The 17139-nt window shown below is 45.2% G+C and carries 16 protein-coding genes; 10 read left to right on the forward strand and 6 right to left on the reverse strand.

Features of this window, described 5'->3' with window-relative positions:
• The first annotated feature begins 136 nt into the window (after nucleotides 1-136).
• Together FH871_RS21465 and FH871_RS21470 are read left to right on the forward strand one after the other, a co-directional pair.
• Nucleotides 137-877, forward strand: a complete 741-nt coding sequence (locus FH871_RS21465) for a bifunctional 2-polyprenyl-6-hydroxyphenol methylase/3-demethylubiquinol 3-O-methyltransferase UbiG (RefSeq protein ID WP_138993459.1) — start codon at nucleotides 137-139, stop codon at nucleotides 875-877.
• A complete protein-coding gene (locus tag FH871_RS21470) occupies nucleotides 874-2145 on the forward strand; it encodes a glycosyltransferase family 4 protein (protein WP_138993461.1) in 1272 nt (423 codons plus the stop codon). The genes FH871_RS21465 and FH871_RS21470 overlap by 4 nt, the downstream gene beginning before the upstream one ends.
• Before the next feature lie 59 nt (nucleotides 2146-2204).
• Here FH871_RS21470 and FH871_RS21475 read toward each other — a convergent pair whose 3' ends face one another.
• Nucleotides 2205-2942, reverse strand: coding sequence for a class I SAM-dependent methyltransferase (locus FH871_RS21475; RefSeq protein WP_138993463.1), 738 nt, complete (start codon nucleotides 2940-2942; stop codon nucleotides 2205-2207).
• 58 nt (nucleotides 2943-3000) lie between these two features.
• Here FH871_RS21475 and FH871_RS21480 point away from each other — a divergent pair, with 58 nt between their 5' ends.
• Nucleotides 3001-3750: a glycosyltransferase family 2 protein gene (locus tag FH871_RS21480; protein ID WP_138993464.1), complete on the forward strand. Its 750-nt coding sequence runs from the start codon at nucleotides 3001-3003 to the stop codon at nucleotides 3748-3750.
• A gap of 125 nt (nucleotides 3751-3875) precedes the next feature.
• Here FH871_RS21480 and treZ read toward each other — a convergent pair whose 3' ends face one another.
• From treZ to FH871_RS21495, 3 genes are all read right to left on the reverse strand, one after another.
• Nucleotides 3876-5738, reverse strand: a complete 1863-nt coding sequence (gene treZ, locus FH871_RS21485) for a malto-oligosyltrehalose trehalohydrolase (protein WP_138993466.1) — start codon at nucleotides 5736-5738, stop codon at nucleotides 3876-3878.
• Nucleotides 5739-5744: 6 nt separating this feature from the next.
• Entirely contained in the window at nucleotides 5745-7352 is a 1608-nt protein-coding gene (locus tag FH871_RS21490) for an alpha-amylase family glycosyl hydrolase (RefSeq protein WP_138993468.1), read from the reverse strand.
• Nucleotides 7353-7505: 153 nt separating this feature from the next.
• Complete coding sequence (locus FH871_RS21495) at nucleotides 7506-8753, reverse strand: hypothetical protein (protein WP_138993470.1); 1248 nt, start codon at nucleotides 8751-8753, stop codon at nucleotides 7506-7508.
• A 1033-nt stretch (nucleotides 8754-9786) separates the two neighbouring features.
• Between FH871_RS21495 and FH871_RS21500 the strand changes: the two genes are divergently transcribed.
• Nucleotides 9787-10791 (forward strand): DNA-binding protein, encoded by a 1005-nt coding sequence (locus FH871_RS21500; RefSeq protein ID WP_138993472.1) that lies wholly within the window; start codon nucleotides 9787-9789, stop codon nucleotides 10789-10791.
• 1 nt (nucleotide 10792) lies between these two features.
• On the forward strand, nucleotides 10793-11239 hold the full coding sequence (locus FH871_RS21505) for a type II toxin-antitoxin system death-on-curing family toxin (RefSeq protein WP_138993473.1): 447 nt from the start codon (nucleotides 10793-10795) through the stop codon (nucleotides 11237-11239).
• Between the two features lie 28 nt (nucleotides 11240-11267).
• Here FH871_RS21505 and FH871_RS21510 read toward each other — a convergent pair whose 3' ends face one another.
• Both FH871_RS21510 and FH871_RS21515 read right to left on the reverse strand, forming a co-directional pair.
• Nucleotides 11268-12023: a GIY-YIG nuclease family protein gene (locus tag FH871_RS21510; RefSeq protein WP_138993475.1), complete on the reverse strand. Its 756-nt coding sequence runs from the start codon at nucleotides 12021-12023 to the stop codon at nucleotides 11268-11270.
• Nucleotides 12024-12036: 13 nt separating this feature from the next.
• Nucleotides 12037-12696: a helix-turn-helix domain-containing protein gene (locus FH871_RS21515; RefSeq protein WP_138993477.1), complete on the reverse strand. Its 660-nt coding sequence runs from the start codon at nucleotides 12694-12696 to the stop codon at nucleotides 12037-12039.
• Nucleotides 12697-12834: 138 nt separating this feature from the next.
• Here FH871_RS21515 and FH871_RS21520 point away from each other — a divergent pair, with 138 nt between their 5' ends.
• The 5 genes from FH871_RS21520 (at nucleotide 12835) to FH871_RS21540 (ending at nucleotide 17123) form a co-directional block, all read left to right on the forward strand.
• On the forward strand, nucleotides 12835-13041 hold the full coding sequence (locus tag FH871_RS21520) for a hypothetical protein (protein ID WP_138993478.1): 207 nt from the start codon (nucleotides 12835-12837) through the stop codon (nucleotides 13039-13041).
• A gap of 76 nt (nucleotides 13042-13117) precedes the next feature.
• Nucleotides 13118-14374 carry a site-specific integrase gene (locus tag FH871_RS21525; RefSeq protein WP_138993480.1) on the forward strand — a complete coding sequence of 419 codons (1257 nt, stop codon included), beginning with the start codon at nucleotides 13118-13120 and terminating at the stop codon, nucleotides 14372-14374.
• A 69-nt stretch (nucleotides 14375-14443) separates the two neighbouring features.
• Nucleotides 14444-15637 carry a VapE domain-containing protein gene (locus FH871_RS21530; RefSeq protein WP_138993482.1) on the forward strand — a complete coding sequence of 398 codons (1194 nt, stop codon included), beginning with the start codon at nucleotides 14444-14446 and terminating at the stop codon, nucleotides 15635-15637.
• Nucleotides 15638-15879: 242 nt separating this feature from the next.
• A complete protein-coding gene (locus tag FH871_RS21535; protein WP_138993484.1) occupies nucleotides 15880-16752 on the forward strand; it encodes a toprim domain-containing protein in 873 nt (290 codons plus the stop codon).
• Nucleotides 16753-16871: 119 nt separating this feature from the next.
• Nucleotides 16872-17123 carry a hypothetical protein gene (locus FH871_RS21540; RefSeq protein ID WP_138993486.1) on the forward strand — a complete coding sequence of 84 codons (252 nt, stop codon included), beginning with the start codon at nucleotides 16872-16874 and terminating at the stop codon, nucleotides 17121-17123.
• Nucleotides 17124-17139: the final 16 nt, after the last annotated feature.

Genomic DNA, 17139 nt, shown 5'->3' on the forward strand with positions numbered 1-17139 from the left:
TTTTTTTGGCCCGGTCGGCGGTTGAATCGTTTTAAGGCCGATAAGCACCGGGATTCGGGTGTGCGGCTTTGAATCTGTCGGACGGGTGTCTATTTTTGCGACACGCGGGGCTGTCACCCGCTCAATCTTTACCACGTTGACTTTAACCGACCGCGCCTTCTGGCTCAATTACTGGGAATCAAAAGAAGGGCTCATTTTCCAGATTCCGGACAACTACCCGTTTCTGCCCCTGATCCGGCAACTGGTGGCGGCTCACCCCATCCAGTCGGTGCTGGAACTGGGCGGTTTTCCGGGTTATTATTCGGTCTGGATGAAAAAACACCTGAACACCGACGCCATACTGCTCGACTACGTTGTTCATCCGAAAATCCTGCATGAACTGGAAAAAGCAAACGGGTTGCCGAAACATTCCGTCGGGGTAATCGAAACCGATCTCTTTCAGTATTCGCCCCAACGCGGTTTTGACATGGTGACGTCGAACGGACTCATCGAACACTTCGATGATACGGCGGTTATTCTCGAAAAACACGTCGAATCGCTGAATCCGGGCGGTTTATTACTCGTTACCCTACCCAACTTCCGGGGGCTGAACGGCTGGTTTCAGAAGACCTTCGATCCGGAAAACTACGCCAAACACAACATCCGGTCGATGGATTTGGAACTGCTCCGAACCACCAGCGAACGGTTGGGTCTGAAAAATATCAAGGTCTATTACAACGGGCGGTTTATGCTCTGGTTTGAGCGTGAATCCGAAAAACCGCTGCTGGGCCGGGTGCTGCGAAAGCTCCTGTGGCTTCCGCTGAAAGTGTTTTTCAAACTGGTTCCGGTTGAAACCAAAGCGTTTTCGCCCTACATCGTTCTGACGGCTACCAAATGAAGGTTCTGCACCTGAGCACGTTTCATCAGTTTGGCGGGGCGGCCATTGCCGCAAACCGGATCAATCAGGCGCTGAATCGGGCCGGTTTTTCGTCCGATATGCTGGTGGCCGACACGTCGGTGGTCGAACCGTTTGTGACGTCGCTCGCCCAAACGCCCTGGCAAAAACGCTGGAACACCGCCCGGTTTGCGCTCGACCGCCTGACCTTTATGCCCTTCGAACGCAGCCGCGACGTGCGGTTTGCCTTCTCGCCTGCGCTGATCGGCGCCGACATCAGCCAGCATCTGCTTGTACAACAGGCTGATATTCTGCACCTTCACTGGACTTCGTTTGGTTTCTTATCGACCCGGTCGTTGCGCAAGCTGTTTGCGTTGCAAAAACCGGTCGTCTGGACGATGCACGACATGTGGGCCTTCACGGGCGGCTGCCACCACAGCGGCACCTGCGAGGGCTACCAGCACCACTGCGGCACCTGCCCGTTCCTGCGAACATCAGCACCCGACGACCTTTCCCACAGCGGCTGGCTTCGCAAGCAAACGGCATATCAAAACGCCCGACTGACGCCGGTGGGGTGCAGCCAGTGGCTGGCGAACCGGGCGCGGCAAAGCAGCTTGTTTGGTAAATTAGTGGTTCAATCGATTCCGAATCCACTGGACACCAAGTTGTTCGTTCCAATCCCGAAAGCGGTTGCCCGTTGGGAATTGAAACTGCCGGATCACAAACGGTTTATTCTTTTTGCCGCTACGAAAGTGTCGGCGGTGGGCAAAGGCTTTTCGTATTTCCAGAAAGCCCTGGGGTTGTTGCGGCAGCAACTGGCGCAGCCCGACGATGTGGAACTGCTGATTTTTGGGGCGGGCGACGAAAGTTTGTTGCAGGAATTACCGTTCAACTACCACTTTCTCGGTTCCCTGAACAGTGTGCAGCAGATCGTCACGGCTTATAGTGCCGCCGATTTGTTCGTCATTCCGTCGCTGGAAGAAAACCTGCCCAACACGATCATGGAGTCGATGGCCTGCGGAACGCCGGTGGTCGGTTTTGAGGTGGGCGGTATTCCCGAAATGGTTCAGCATCAGCAGACGGGCTATCTGGTCAGCTACCGTTCGGTGGAAGATCTGGCCAACGGCATTCAGTGGGTGCTGGAGCAATCCGAAACCGCTTTTCAGCAACTATCGGCAAACGCGCGAAATCATGTGATAGCGAATTACGACGAAACCGTAGTGGCTCAGAAATATATTCGCCTGTACAATGATGTTGTTACACAGGGTTAATCAGGGAGCATCAGAGGTGATCAAAGTTTTCTCTGATTAACCCTGTGTAACAACATCATTTAAAAAATGGTAAGATCGGTTTTCTTGCGACACAACACTGCAAACGCACTCGGCTTGATTTTTCGCAGGGCCGGAACCGATTTCAGGATTTGGGTTTTTAGCCAGATCGCCCAGAAAGCCAGCGTGTTGGGAGCCGAATGACGAATGGCGGCCGTGTCGTAGAAGACACTGTGTTCGGCCAGAATTTCAAAGCCTTCGGATTTGAGCAGAAACTTGAACAGCGAGGGCGTGAAAATATTGATGTGACCGTACGACAGGAAGTGATCGGTTTTTTTGTCGACAAAAAAGCTGAAGTCGATCGGGACTTCAAAAAACTGGTAATCCGAAACCCGGGCGATTTCACGCAGCAAAAGCCGTGGATGTTCCACGTGTTCGATGACGTGCGAGCAGGTTGCCAGCGGAAATTCTTTCGGGCCGTACGGTATTTTGTAGCCGTCGAAAAGCTGCACATTTTGCAACGACGTCAGGCCCCGCTCCCGGATTCGGCTGGCGCCACTTTCCGAGATTTCGAGGGAATACATGGCTGGCGAAAACCGGTTCTGGTCGAGTTGCTGCAAAACCGCCCCGTCGCCGGAACCCACGTCCAGCATTTTCGGAAAGTGGTAGGATTGGCACAGACGGCGAATGGTTTCGGCCTTCATCCGGGCGCCCATATTCCGCCAGGTGCGGTCAGAATCAGCGTATTGCGACCGGTATGCGTCCTGAAGTGCCGATGAGGTTGTTGAATTCGTTTCCATTCAGCCGTTGGTTAGCACGTAAAATTACCGTTTTTTTGTGAATTGCCGCGATCACTCTATGCCCTTACTTTCCATCATCACCATTACCTACAACGCCGAACGCTTTTTGGAGCGCACCATTCAGAGCCTGATCGCCAATCAGCCCGGCAGTGAGGTGGAATACCTGATCATCGATGGCAACTCCAAAGATGGGACGCTGGACATTGTGCGGCAGTACGAAAAGCACATCACCCACTGGATTTCGGAACCCGATCGGGGGTTGTATGACGCCATGAACAAAGGCCAGCAACGGGCGACAGGCGATTTTGTCTGGTTCATGAATGCCGGTGATGAGCTTCACGACGAAGCGGTTTTGTCGAAGCTCCTGAACCAGCTCCGGAACAATCCTGCCGACGTCTATTACAGCGATGCGCTGTTTGTGGACGACAACGGCAAGGCACTGGGGTTACGCAGCCAGATTACGCCCCACGTCCTGCCCCATCACCTGAGCTGGCGCGATATGGCCCTGGGGATGAAGGTCTGTCACCAGGCGTTTATTGCCCGCCGGACGCTGGCCCCGCCCTTTCGGATCGACAACCTCAGCGCGGACGTCGATTGGGAAATTCGCTGCCTGAAAACCGCCCGGAAAGTAGTTTGGCTCGATTTTGTCTTGTGTAAGTATCTGGTGGGCGGTTTGTCGGTTCAGCGGCACCGGCAGTCGCTCTGGGACCGTTTCACCGTGCTGGCCGATCATTTTGGGGTGGCAACGGCCGTGTGGAACCACGTCCGGATTCTGGCCCGGGCGGTGCGTTTTCGGATTTTTGGTTAAAAAAGGAAGGCGTTTCAACAACTCGGCGGGGTGAGATGCCGGTGTTTACGCGCCAATCCTGTTGAAAGGTTATGCGAGTGTCTGAAAAAGAGCTGGTTTTCGCTCGTCATTACATAACGCGCTGACTAAAAAGGGCTTGCGACTGATCCGTGGGTGCGATACAAGGTAACACTGCACGGCGGCAGGCTGACTGGCTGGCCCGGTTCGGCCTGTGCAGGCAACAGGGCGGTTTCTGACGCGACAGCCTCCAACCACATGGGGTCTTTCGAATCCAGAATCTTGTCCCAGGACGATGCCCAGGTGGGCAGTGCGTACGAAACAGGTTCGTCGGAGAGGTTAAACAGGCAAAGGATATGCGATTGGCCGTCGGCGGTTTGGCGATTCAGAACAAAACCGGATTGCCCCAAAACCGTGACCCGGAGGTCATTTTTGGCGACATTCTGTAAAACCGGCTCGGTTCGGCGCAATTCAATCAACGTCCGGTGCCACTCGAGCATAATCCGGTGTTTGCCTTCCTTGCGCTTTTCCCATTGCAGAATAGAATCGGTAAACGTCGCTTTGTCGAAGGGATCTTTCGGGTCGTCGGTCCAGCCAAAAGAAGCAAACTCGTCCCGACGGCCTTCCTGAACCGCCCGGATCAGCGCTTCTTCGGAGTGATCAACAAAATAATAGAAGGGGGCCTCTTCGGCGTATTCTTCCCCCATGAACAGCAGCGGTACATACGGTGACAGCAACACGGCGGCTGCGGCCACTTTTTGCCGCTCGAAATCAATCAGAACCGATAGCCGTTCGCCCCCGACGCGGTTGCCAATCTGGTCGTGGTTGTGGTTAAACACCACAAACTGATCGCCCGGCAGGCCCGCCGATGAAGCCCCGAACTTCCGTTTTCGGAAAGAAGCATATTCCCCACTGACCACAAAACCGTCGGTATAGGCTTTGGCCAGTTGCTCCATCTGGCCGAAGTCGCCGTAGCGGTCTTTGCCTTCTTTATGGATCAAAACGTACAGTGCGTGGTGAAAATCGTCGAGCCACTGGGCATCGAAACCGAAACCGCCCATTTCGGGTGATTTGATGACGCGCGGGTCGTTCAGGTCGGATTCGGCCACCAGATGCAACGAACGTCCCAGCCGCTTCTCGAGTACCTTGACTTCGTGATGCACCTGTTCCCAGATGTGGAAAGCACCCATATCGAACACGGCATGAATGGCATCGAACCGGAGCCCGTCGATGTGGTAATGCTCAAACCAGTGCAGCGGATTGTTGGAGAAATAATCCCGCACCCCATCCGACCATTCGTCGTCGAAATTGATGGCGTCGCCCCAGGGCGTGTGGTATTTGGAATTGAAATAAGGCCCAAACCGACTGAAATAATTGCCTTCGGGACCCATGTGGTTGTAGACCACGTCCAGAAAAACCGCCATGCCGCGGGCGTGGCAGGCATCCACCAGTTTTTTCAATCCATCCGGACCACCGTAGGAATTCTGAACCGAGTAGAGGTAGACGCCGTCGTAGCCCCAGTTGCGGGTGCCGGGAAATTGCGCGACCGGCAGGATTTCCAACGCGTTGATGCCGGTTTCCATCAAGGCATCGAGCCGGGGAATGATGGCTTCGAACGTACCTTCGGGCGTAAACGTGCCGACGTGCAGTTCATACAGAATCAGATCGCAGAAGGGGAGGCCCCGCCAGTTCTGATCCTGCCAGGCATGGGCAGAGTGGTCGATCACCGCCGAGGGGCCGTGAACGCCTTCGGGCTGGAAATGAGAGGCCGGATCGGAGTAGGCTTTCCCGCCGTCCGGTTTGAAAAAATACCGCGTACCTGGCTGAACCTCTGTCACTTCCACGCAAAAATATCCCCATTCCACGCGTTGCATGGGGATTTGGCGTTCGGCAGGGTCGAGAAGCAGGAGCGTCATGGATTCTTTCTCCGGCGCCCAAACCGTAAATATACAGGAACCGTTACCGGTATAGTTTGCACCAATGGTTTTCATAATCGTTTAATCAAGTCGGATAATCATTCCTTCGTCACCACTCAGCGTGATGGTTTCGCTTACAGTTTTTCCTTCCCGTTCGCGGGAAGTGGCCAGCGCAATGATGCCTTTGAGCGAAGGATCTTTTGGTTTAAAATAAGCCGGTCGGTGGCTCAGGTTCAGCACCATCAAAAAACGCGGATGCCCATTTGCCTGCCGAATGTAGGCCATTAGGTTGGTGTCGGCATACACCGGCACGTAATCGCCCATCCTAAGCGAAGGTTCCCGTTGCCGCAAGGCCAGCAGGCGTTTGTGCAGGGAAAGCATCGAATCGGGATCTTCGTTTTGTACCTGCACGTTTTCGCGGGCGTGGTTTCCGGCCAGTCGGAGCCAGGGCTTTCCGGTGGTAAAACCGGCATTGGGCTGTAAATCCCACTGCATGGGCGTTCGGGCCGGATCGCGGCTCAGGTTTTTGTCCGGCATGTTCAGTCCCTGCGGGTCCTGCACCTCATCAAACGGAATGGGAACGTCGCGCATCCCGATTTCGTCGCCGTAATAGAGCGTTGGAGTACCGCGCAGGGTCAGGAGCAGCAGGGCTGCCACCCGCGCCTGATCGCGGCCGACCCGGCTCGTAATCCGGGGCTGGTCGTGGTTGCCCAGCACCCAGTTGGGCCAGCCGTCCACCGGTAGCAGCCCTTCGTACTGATCAATGGCGGTGGCAATCTGGCGGGCGTCCCAGGGGAGTTGCAGCAACTGGAAATTGAAGGGGAGATGCGCGCCCTTGCCGTCGATGCCGTAGTACGTCATCAGTCGGTGAATGGGGAGGTAAATCTCGCCGATCATCATTCGCTCGGGATAGCGGTCGAGGACTTCCCGCATTTTCACCACCAGTTCATGCACATCGGGCTGGTCGGTGGAGAAAACCGGTAAAAGCTGCTCGTAAGTTGCCTGGTGGGGCTGGTAGTCCGGATTGGGCGGGTTATCGCGGAACAGATCGTCCTTGATCATATGCCACATCACATCTACCCGAAAACCGTCGACGCCTTTTTCGAGCCAGAACCGCATGACGTCGAACATCGCTTGCTGCACCTCCGGATTCCGCCAGTTCAGATCGGGTTGTTCTTTCAGAAACGCGTGGTAATAATACTGTTGCGTGGTTTCGTCCCATTCCCAGCCGCTGCCGCCAAACACGCTGAGCCAGTTGTTGGGAACGGAGCCGTCCGGGAGGGCATCCCGCCAGAGGTACCAGTCGCGCTTCGGGCTGCTGCGCGACGACCGGGATTCCAAAAACCAGGGGTGCTGGTCGGAGGTATGGTTGGGAACCAGATCCAGAATCAGTTTCAGACCCCGCTGGTGTACCTCCGTCAGCAGCGTGTCGAAGTCGGCCAGGGTGCCAAACAAAGGGTGAATATTCTGGTAATCAGCAATGTCGTAGCCGAAGTCGGCCATCGGTGACGGGTAAATCGGCGAAAGCCAGATGGCGGTAATGCCCAGTTCTTTCAGGTAATCCAGGCGTTTGAGAATGCCCGGCAGGTCGCCGATGCCGTCGCCGTTGCTATCCTGAAAGGAGCGGGGGTAAATCTGGTAAATAACGCCTTCCTGCCACCACAGAGGTTTCGCTTGCTGTTCTTCCATAAGTGTCCGGGGTACGGGATGATTCTGCACGCCGGTCATCCCGGATGTTTCGGGAAGGCCGTTCGCTGATTTAATAACCCCAATTATGGGTTCAGGGATGAGAAAAAAGGGCAAAAAACGATTATTCGGTCCGGTTTCTGGTGTTTAAGGCATTTACCCACCAACAGACCCGCCTTTTTCGGAAAAGACCCTGCCCCAGGCAGGGAGGAGGGCAACCAGCAGTACGGCCAGAACCAGGCCCGTCAGGATGAAGGCCTTTTGAATGGTAAACCACTCCGTCGGGTTGAACGCCAGGTCCGTAAAATGAGGAATGCGAATGACCAAAAGCAGCAGAACCGACAAAAAGCCCACCGCAACCCGAACCCCCATCGACTTGTGGTGGGCCGGGATGTCAACGGATTGGATCTGGCTGGAAATCAACAGCAGGGAACATCCAAAAGCCATCGCCAGCCAACGCCCGTAGTCCATGGCAATCAGGGACAGCAATACCGCCATGAATCCAATACCACAAATGGCAAACAGGAGCCGCCCGGGGTTTTGATACGTCAGGGTGATGTTGAACAGGCGGAACAGCCCATACAAAGCCCCAAATTGACCGACATACAGGAGTAGATAGAGAAAAGGATTCATACCGGTCAGATGTCCCCGGGCGTTGTTGATATTGGCCCAGAAGGGTAATTTCTGAAAATAAGCAAACGCATCGAACTGGTGTCGGTTAAAACCCAGGGCGACGTACTGCTCGACAAACTGTTCAGTAATGATCCGGGAGTTGCCACTCAGCGTCGACAGCAGTAGCGTGACGATTGTACCTACTGCAAAATATAATCCCAATTGCTGCCGGGTGGCGGTGTGGTTCAACCAGTGGTAACCCAGCAAAAACGGCAGAAAGAGGAAAAAGAAGCTGTCATGAACCAGGGTGCCGATGATGATAAAGGCGACATTGCCGAACCAGCTTCTGACGTCATAGGCAACCAGCCCGAGAAAGAACAGGTAGAAAAACAGTTCTTTGCGAATCGCCAGCGGGTCTTTCAAATACAGGGCGATTCCGAACGGGGAGAAGAAAAGCAGATAAGCACCGATCAGGCTCCAGGCCGCTTCTTTCCCGGATCGGAGAAAAAAAATCAACACCAGGGGAGACAACAGACACAGGCTATAGGCCAGCGTGATGAGGGCCAGAAGGAGGCTCCGGTTTTGAAAAAGAATGAAAAAATTACCCACCAGCGCCCGCCGGTTAAAACCGAAGCCGTAGTTCATCAGGGTTTCCGCCAGGGTATAGCCCAACTGGTCGTTCGTGAGCGGGATCCAGATGGTTTTCAGGGTCATCCCCACCGCGTTGAGCAGCAGCACGATCAATAATAGACGGATATACTGCTTCTGGGAAAACGGAATTCGGCCAATCATACGTCCGGGATGCAGCGATCGAGTCGGTTGAAAGCCGGAAAGTTACCGTTTTGTTTTAAACGGTAACTTTATTTATATCCAATGGAACACTGGATTGGTCATTGGTGGTGGGAACGCATAAGGGGCAAACGGGATCGGGAGCAGGTATCCAGGGGTTGTGGATCCAGTGCATAAGTTGTGAGCCAATAAAAAAGCCACTTACAAATTTGGGTTTGTAAGTGGCTGTATTTAAAGCTCCCGAAGCTGGGGAGTTAAAGTTGTATTAAACAATTGATAATGAGTTGATTAAGATTTGATTTCTTATCTATTTCATATATATCTGAAAATATGTGTGTCAAACTTTTCATCAATTTCTAGATTTGATACGTAACAGGTTAACATTCAATATGTTATATGTATTGTTCAGCATATTTTGTAAATATTTTTGTAAACAATTATCAATTTAAGCATGTCAATAAGAGTATAAAATTAAAACATGAACATGTATTTTATAAAGAGTAGTGAAATTTCATTCTAATAGATACTGAAGTAAGACGTTTCTGAATTTAAATTGGCATACCATTAAATAACTTTTTCAATATTTTTTAGAAATTAAGAATTGAGGTAATATTCTGTAATTCAGTGTGTTATATCAATTAATGACCAGGATAAATAAACAATGACACTAGGGGGAGCGGTCGAAAACCCAATATAATTTATTATATTGGGTTTTCGACCGCTCCCCCTAGTGTCATTGTACAGACACCGAACCTGCTCTCCTGCTTTCTTCTTATGTTAAACAGATGACTATATTACTTTAATCCATTGATCTACAACCACTGAAGATCAATATTTTTTTCACCTTCGGATCTTCTTTTACATAACATTTGTATTTTATATTACATAATAGCTAAATAGTGTAATATTGTTAACACTTGGCAAGTGCGAAAAACGTTAGCTAAACGTTTTCATAACGCGTAAGTATCACAAAATCAGATGATTACTTTCCACCTACCGACATTTATGTCGGTAGGTGGAATACAATGGATTGATTATGAAAGACTTGACACAATCTAATATTGAGCGGCAAAATATATTAAATAATTCATATGCGTTACAAAACATTCAAGATCATATTGGCTTTCCAGGTATGATGTTCGAAGGTCAGTTTCGGTACACTAGAAAACAAATTACTGAGTTTTACGAGATTGACGATAAAACCATTGATCGTTATCTAGAGAATTACCAAGATGAACTGAAGCATAATGGGTATGAGGTTATTAAGGGGAAGAACCTAAGAGCATTTAAGAGCCAATTTGGGCATCTTCTTGGCGTTGATGTTAATAGAGTAGCTGTACTTGGGTTATTCAATTTTAGAACTTTCTTGAACTTAGGAATGCTACTAGTTGAAAGTGAAAATGGTAAAAAATTACGCAGTACAATTTTAGATATTGTTATAGATACCTTAAATCAGAAAGTAGGTGGTAATACTAAATATATAAACCAACGAGATGATGACTTTTTCTATGCCATTTTGAAAGAGCCAAACTACCGTAAAGACTTCACAAGTGCATTAAATGAATGTCTTGAAATGGGTGCATATAAATATGCTTTTTATACTGATAAAATATATCAAGCAATATTTAGAGAGAATGCGAAAGAATATAAAAGAATTTTACAGTTGGAAGAAAAGGAAAATGTAAGAGATACAATGTATTCAGAAGTATTAGAGCTTATTGCATCTTTTGAAACTGGACTTGCACATGAAATAAGAAAATCAAGTAATAATTTGAAACGGAAGCTTCTTCCAGAGGAACTTAACAATCTATTTGAAGATTTTGTTTCTCATCCCCTGTGGAAACCTTTAGTTGAAAATGCTCGGACAAAAATGGCTAGTCGAGATTTTGGTTTTCGGGATGTTTTACATAAAAACTTAGAGAATTATTTAAATTGTATCACTCATAGCGATTATGAACGTTTTTTAGGAGAAAAAAGTAAAGCTTTAGAGGAAAGGATAGAGGAAAATATTGATGTATTTAATCGTTTGAGAGATCGTTAGGATGCCATTTTTATATTTTAGTATTGAGTGGGCTTTGCACACACATGATCAATTGGTGATAGCAAAATCCGGCGGATTTCCGGGGGTTAAAGATATTAATTATTTAGAAAGTCCACTTGGTCATGTCCAGAATGATTTATATTATCCTGAATTAGTAGATAAACTTACCCATTTGGTTTATTCACTCAATAAAAATCATGCATTTCGAGACGGGAATAAGCGCACATCTATAGCATTAGGAGCGTATTTTTTAGAAATTAATGGATACGATTTTTGTGTTAGCAGATTTATTAAAGAAATGGAAAATACGGCTGTAGATGTTGCTGACAATCGTATTGGTAAGGATTTGTTATTTGAAATGATTACTTGTATATTAAATGTAGAAGACTACTCTGAAGAGTTAAAACTAAAAATAATTTCTGCAAAACAATCTGGTTTAATATTATAGGTCTTTATTAGTTGCAATGTATTGATCTTTATATCTGAGCTTTTTTGGAAAAATAATTATCTTTTTCCATTTGATATATTATCTCGTTAGTATTAGGAATATTTTCTATCATAAATATTATTGCCTTTTCTTTTCCATAAAATGCTGACAACATTCTGTAGCCATGTAGCCAAATCTCGTATGCTATGAGCATTGGCTTTGTAGTTAATTCTCTTAGCGTGCTTTTTGCTACTAAAAAGTCATCATAGATATTTGCTAATGCTTTAAATATATCAGGGCTTATCATGGTAGATCTATTTTGCCCATTAATTGAACCATTTATTTTGTTCCAAGAAGGGTAAGAATTGTTAATATTCTTGTAAAGTTCTATCAATGCTCCTTCTTGTATTTTAATATCGGAAATACCACTTTCAAGATTCAATAAGCTGTTGGTGTATTTATATTGTGCTCTATTTGAGGAGATTATTGGTTGTAATAGAGCTGATTGTACTACTATTGAGAACCCTATTTTTCTGTATTCTTTGAAATAATTATTTATTTGATATATTTTACACATATTTGGGTTTATTCTTTTGTAAAACCCATTATGTTCTTTAAATCTTCTAGTGAGGTCAACTGCTATGCCTATATAAAGTATTTCCTTTGTGTAATAATTCCAGTAACAGTATAACCCTGCTGAAGACCAGCCATAATTATCTTTAGGCGAACATATATAATCTATAGCGTTCGCAATTTCTTTTTTTTCAGACTCTTCATATGCATCTAATATAATTGTCCTTAGCATAAGATTTTTTTTCTTACTCTTCTTCTAAAAATTCAAAAACTCCATCAACCCAATTTTTTACTTCTGCAAATGCGATTTTTTCTTTTTTCCTTCTATTAGCACGCTTATAGGCATCAATGAACCATTTTTCAGTTACAAATCCTGATGATGCTACAAAATTTGTAAGCATATAACTAGGTGTGCTAAAGTTGAACATGTAGTCACCCATTTGCTTAAGTTCTTCATCTGTCAGATTAAATTTACTTATGCCAAGTTCTTCGTCGTCCTCAATAGTTACTTCTCTCAGCTTAAGTTCTTGAATTGCATATAAGGCAGCTAGAAGGAATTGTGTTACAAATTTGCCCTTTGTCCATTCAATAAAGGATTTGTAGAGCTTAATATTTCGCTTCTTGTCCTTCAGAGCTTCTTCAGTCATTTTCAATTTTTCTTCCAGTCTTTGAAGTGTTTCGGTTTGTTCACCTCTTAAATCATCCGTTTGCGGCATACCAATGATTTCGTAAACCGACACTTCTAAAGCTTCTGCAATTTCTTGAATCTGCTTAAGGGTCAAATTAACGTTTCTATTCTCCAAACGAGCGTAATTGCTGCGCTCTGTTCCCAGACGGTTTGCAATATCTACTTGGGTTAAACCTTTCCTTTCACGTATTGAGCGTATGTTATTTGATACATCCATGTGGTTGATTTTTAGAGTAATGCAAAAATACGTAAAATATTTTATACGATTATGTAAAAAATATTTGGAATTTATATCTTGAATAGTGTAGATTTGTGACGGTAATATTTAGAATTAACGTAACAAATTTTATACATTATGGAAGAGACAGCAGTTAAAGGAGCTTTAGAAGGCTACGAAAACAGAATTGGCGGTCGGTTCAAACCGGACAATCGCTTTTATCAAAAAGTAGGTATCAATCAAAAACGATTTGGTCAACTGGTAAGAGGGGAGAAGCCGATTTTGGGCTTTGAAGCTCGTAACCTTTCCAATTTTTTCGGAGTCACTTTGGAAAGCCTCCTTTAAACAAAATGCCCGTTACCGTTGGCAGACGGTAACGGGCTTCATTTTTCAATCAACATCCTGTTAAACATTGATTTCTATGGCAAAGGTAAAACATTTACCTGATTCTAATCAAAACGTCCGAATAAAGCGTCTGACGGTTCAACTGTACCAAAGGGGTACAGCTATTTATGTAAAGTTACATTACAATGGCCGAAACGTGGCTTTTAGCTCCGGTCTGAATTGTAGCCCCCGCCAACTCGACGCTAAGTCATTTACTGTGCTTAACGACGAATCGGCCACGGCCTATTTACAAGCATTAAAGTCTGACTTTCAACGCACATTTACTGATTTTCTATTGACTAAACGAACTCCCGATTTACGGGAAATAAAGAAAGTCGTTATTGACAAATCCAGTATTGAGCCTAACAAACCAACGGTTATTGAATGCTTGGACAAATTCTACAAAGATGAATTTGAATCGCTGTCAGGTATTGACTTTGAACGTAAAACAGTTGAGAAGAAGCGGTATTTGGTGGAACGAATCAAGCAATATATTATAACCTACCGGCAAAATCCCTATTTGAAACTTGCTGATCTAAAAGCAATTGACGCGCAGCAAGTCGTAACATTCTGCAAAAAGACATATGGTCACGGCCATAATCACGCCGTTTTACACGCTGAGTTTCTGAAAAGAACGCTCAATTATGCCATTGCAAACGAATGGTTAGAGAAAAACCCGTTTGCCTTCTTTCGTCCGAAAAGAGAACGGAAAGCAGTAATTGCTTTAAAGGAAAAGGACATTCACCGTTTACAGGAAACGGTGTTCCATAGCCGGGAATACAATTATGTACGAGATGTCTTTCTATTCTGTTGCTATACCGGATTGGCGTATGTCGATGTAAGTAGACTCAATTCCTCTCATTTGCTCACTTTACAAAATGGCGAACAACTGATCAAGATCAAGCGGGGGAAAAATGACAATGACTGTATTATTCTGTTAGTACCGCAAGCTCTACAGATTTTGGAGAAATACGCTGATAATGAAGAATGTATCCTTCGTAAACGATTGCTGCCTGTTTACGCGAATCAGGTTATGAACCGCATTCTAAAGGAGATACAAGCTGCTTGTAAGATCACCGTTCGACTAACTACCCATGTAGCCCGTAAAACGTGTGCTTCTTATTATATCGCTAATGGTGTCCCGTTGACCAGTGTAGCCACCATGTTAGGTCATAAAAAAACCAGTACGACCGAGCTATACTACACGGAAAGAAGTGAAGAAGCGGTTATTCGGCATATGCGTGAATTCCGCGAACGTAAGGAGAATGAAGGCCCAAACCGCAAGGCAATGTAATCAAAAAAAACACCTCCTAAAAGGGGGTGGTTTTCAATACTAATCTTTGATAATTAATAAGACAAAATTATGAATTCTGATCAAAACAGCAAACAAAAGGCTGAAAGTCAGCCTATTATTTACCGAATTCGGCATTATTTATTTGCGGAATATGATTACCGTGTCGATGTGGTTTCGAATCAGTTAGAACGTAAGGCTAAAAAGGCAACCGAATGGGAGCTAGTGAATTTGTGCGACGTTGAATTAGAGCTATATGATTATGGTTTGAAAGGGTTTAAAGATGCTCTACGAGCCTTATTTGGTTCGAAAACCATTCCAAAATATGACCCGTTCGAGGTATATTTTCAGAGTTTGCCAGCCTGGAATGATACGTTACCGGATTATATCGAGCAATTAGCTAGCTATGTCAAAACAGAGGATAATGATTGGTGGAAAGCAATGTTTAAAAAGTGGCTGGTTCGTTGTGTGGGTCAGGCAGTTGGAGCGATTTCCTTTAACAAACAATGTTTAACCCTAGTTGGTAAACAGAACGACGGAAAGACTACTTTTTTAGATTTTCTGATTCCGTTTGCCTTAAAAAACTATGTGAAGAAAGGATTTGATTTTGGCTCTAAAGAAGGCAAGTTTTCGCTGGTGCAAAACTTCATGGTAAATCTAGATGAACTAGCTTCATTTGACAAAAAAGAACTCAATAATGAGTTTAAAACGGTCTTGTCAGAAGGGATTGTAAAATACCGCCCACTCTTTCAAAATGTTGAAACCGCTTTTCAGCGAAGAGCCAGTTTTGTAGCCAGTACGAACCAATACGAGTTTCTAACCGATGAAACCGGTAACGTACGTTGGTTACCGTTCATTGTCAAAGAGATACAACATGACAACGGCGGCTCGAACGGGTATATGGCTCAGGTAGATATTAACAAGGTATGGTCACAAGCCTATGCCTTGCTAAACGATCCTACTTATAAGCCGGATATGACCAATGAAGAGATTAAAACCTTGGAACTGTCTAACCGGAAATTCTTACGAACAACGACTGAAATGGAAATTATCAGTAAGTATTTCGAGCCAGCAGAAAAAGGAGATCATTGGGCGGAATTTTACACTGCGGCTGACATTGAACAATCACTTCGAACAAAAGTAAGTCTTAAGCTATACCGAAATCAAATCGGTAAAGCACTTCAAATAATGGGATTCCCACAGGTTTCAAATTACAATACCCAAAAGAAGTACACTGAAAAGGGGTATTACATTCGTCAAAAGTAAAATACTACCTACTCGATTACTCGATACTATCTAATAGCCTTATTATCAGTCAATTACAAGCTAAATAGAAGAGTAACTAACTCTCTACTCGCTATTACTCAGTACTCGAAAAAAGAGACAATTACGAGTAAAGAAGTAAGCAGGACTACTCGATGTTCGAGCTATAAATAGCTAATAATGAAGGAAGTAATAAGGTGAGTAAACGAGTAAGTAAGATTTCAAGCCGCTAAAAGAAAAAAGACATGATTGATAAAAGCATCATTGAAGAATTAAAAAAAATCCCGATTACTGATTATCTCAATCAAATGGGTTGTCAGCCTGTAAGAAAGCAGGGTAAGGAGTTAGTTTATTATTCACCACGTTATCAGGAAAATTCTCCATCCTTTATGGTTGACCCCATTAAAAACGTTTTCCATGATTTTAGCGGAACAGGAGAAAAAGGCGATCTAATCCGTTTGGTTCAATACCTACAAAATTGCTCATTTGGTCAGGCCGTTCAAATTCTCAAAAAATTCTCAGGATCGAATAATGTCATTCCTTTTTCTTTTAGCGGCCAGAATCTAAATCAAGCTAATAATTCAAGTCTTGAAGTTTTGAGCGTTCTACCGATACAAAACCGGGCTTTATGGGCATATGTAGAAAGCCGGAAGATTTCGCCTAAGGTAGCCAGCCAATATTTAAAAGAGGTGCATTACCGAGTAGATAATAAAAGTTACTTCGCGATTGGCTTCCAGAACGACAAAGGTGGGTTTGAGTTTCGAAGCCGGTATTTTCAAGGAGGGACTTCACTAAAATGGTTCACCACTATTCCGGGCAAACCAACCGGAGCAATAAATGTCTTCGAGGGCTTCTTTGATTTTCTGACCTGCTGCCAGCATCATAATACAATCCGATTAAACAGCCCAACCATTGTATTGAATTCGCTTTCCTTTCTTCAAGTGACATTATCAATTCTAAAACAGTACCAAGTAGTGAATACTTTTTTTGATAACGACAATGCTGGAAAAAGAGCGATTGAAAAGCTTACGGCTCAAGAAGTGAAGGTTAAGGATTGTTCATTTCTATATGCTTCATTCAAGGATTATAATGAATACTATGTACAGAAGCAAAATTAAAGCACTTTTAGACCGCTTTTAAGGCACTTTTAGACCATTTTTCAAGTGTACTAGAAGGTAACAGCACACCATTTAGAAACCATTAACGAACCATTAACAAGTTTATAACGCGTACAAAAATGAAAAAGGAAAATATCATTCAAGACAAAAATGGCTTACGAAACTATGGATTCGAGAAAGTTCAGAAGAATAAACGAATCCATAATTACGACCCGGATTATGGTACAAGCTCTTATACCATTAAGGGAATGTTTTATAGAAAGAAATGTCAATACTGTGAAAAAGATTTTGAAGCCAGAAGAGTTGATACCGCTTTTTGTTGCCAAGGGTGCCAGAAAGCTCATTTAAGGCTAAGAAAAAAAGGACATTAATACTATGACTATTTTA

The sequence above is a fragment of the Larkinella sp. C7 genome, from assembly GCF_006149005.1.
In the GTDB taxonomy this organism is placed as follows: Bacteria; Bacteroidota; Bacteroidia; order Cytophagales; family Spirosomataceae; genus Larkinella.

Bases quoted from the DNA above. Each gene is read 5' to 3' on its own strand.
- FH871_RS21500 (WP_138993472.1), top strand. From the start codon at position 9,787: ATGAAAGACTTGACACAATCTAATATTGAGCGGCAAAATATATTAAAT.
- FH871_RS21490 (WP_138993468.1), bottom strand. From the start codon at position 7,352: ATGGAAGAACAGCAAGCGAAACCTCTGTGGTGGCAGGAAGGCGTTATT.
- FH871_RS21510 (WP_138993475.1), bottom strand. From the start codon at position 12,023: ATGCTAAGGACAATTATATTAGATGCATATGAAGAGTCTGAAAAAAAA.
- FH871_RS21535 (WP_138993484.1), top strand. From the start codon at position 15,880: ATGATTGATAAAAGCATCATTGAAGAATTAAAAAAAATCCCGATTACT.
- FH871_RS21540 (WP_138993486.1), top strand. From the start codon at position 16,872: ATGAAAAAGGAAAATATCATTCAAGACAAAAATGGCTTACGAAACTAT.
- FH871_RS21520 (WP_138993478.1), top strand. From the start codon at position 12,835: ATGGAAGAGACAGCAGTTAAAGGAGCTTTAGAAGGCTACGAAAACAGA.
- FH871_RS21525 (WP_138993480.1), top strand. From the start codon at position 13,118: ATGGCAAAGGTAAAACATTTACCTGATTCTAATCAAAACGTCCGAATA.
- FH871_RS21475 (WP_138993463.1), bottom strand. From the start codon at position 2,942: ATGGAAACGAATTCAACAACCTCATCGGCACTTCAGGACGCATACCGG.
- FH871_RS21480 (WP_138993464.1), top strand. From the start codon at position 3,001: ATGCCCTTACTTTCCATCATCACCATTACCTACAACGCCGAACGCTTT.
- treZ (WP_138993466.1), bottom strand. From the start codon at position 5,738: ATGAAAACCATTGGTGCAAACTATACCGGTAACGGTTCCTGTATATTT.
- FH871_RS21505 (WP_138993473.1), top strand. From the start codon at position 10,793: ATGCCATTTTTATATTTTAGTATTGAGTGGGCTTTGCACACACATGAT.
- FH871_RS21470 (WP_138993461.1), top strand. From the start codon at position 874: ATGAAGGTTCTGCACCTGAGCACGTTTCATCAGTTTGGCGGGGCGGCC.
- FH871_RS21530 (WP_138993482.1), top strand. From the start codon at position 14,444: ATGAATTCTGATCAAAACAGCAAACAAAAGGCTGAAAGTCAGCCTATT.
- FH871_RS21495 (WP_138993470.1), bottom strand. From the start codon at position 8,753: ATGATTGGCCGAATTCCGTTTTCCCAGAAGCAGTATATCCGTCTATTA.
- FH871_RS21515 (WP_138993477.1), bottom strand. From the start codon at position 12,696: ATGGATGTATCAAATAACATACGCTCAATACGTGAAAGGAAAGGTTTA.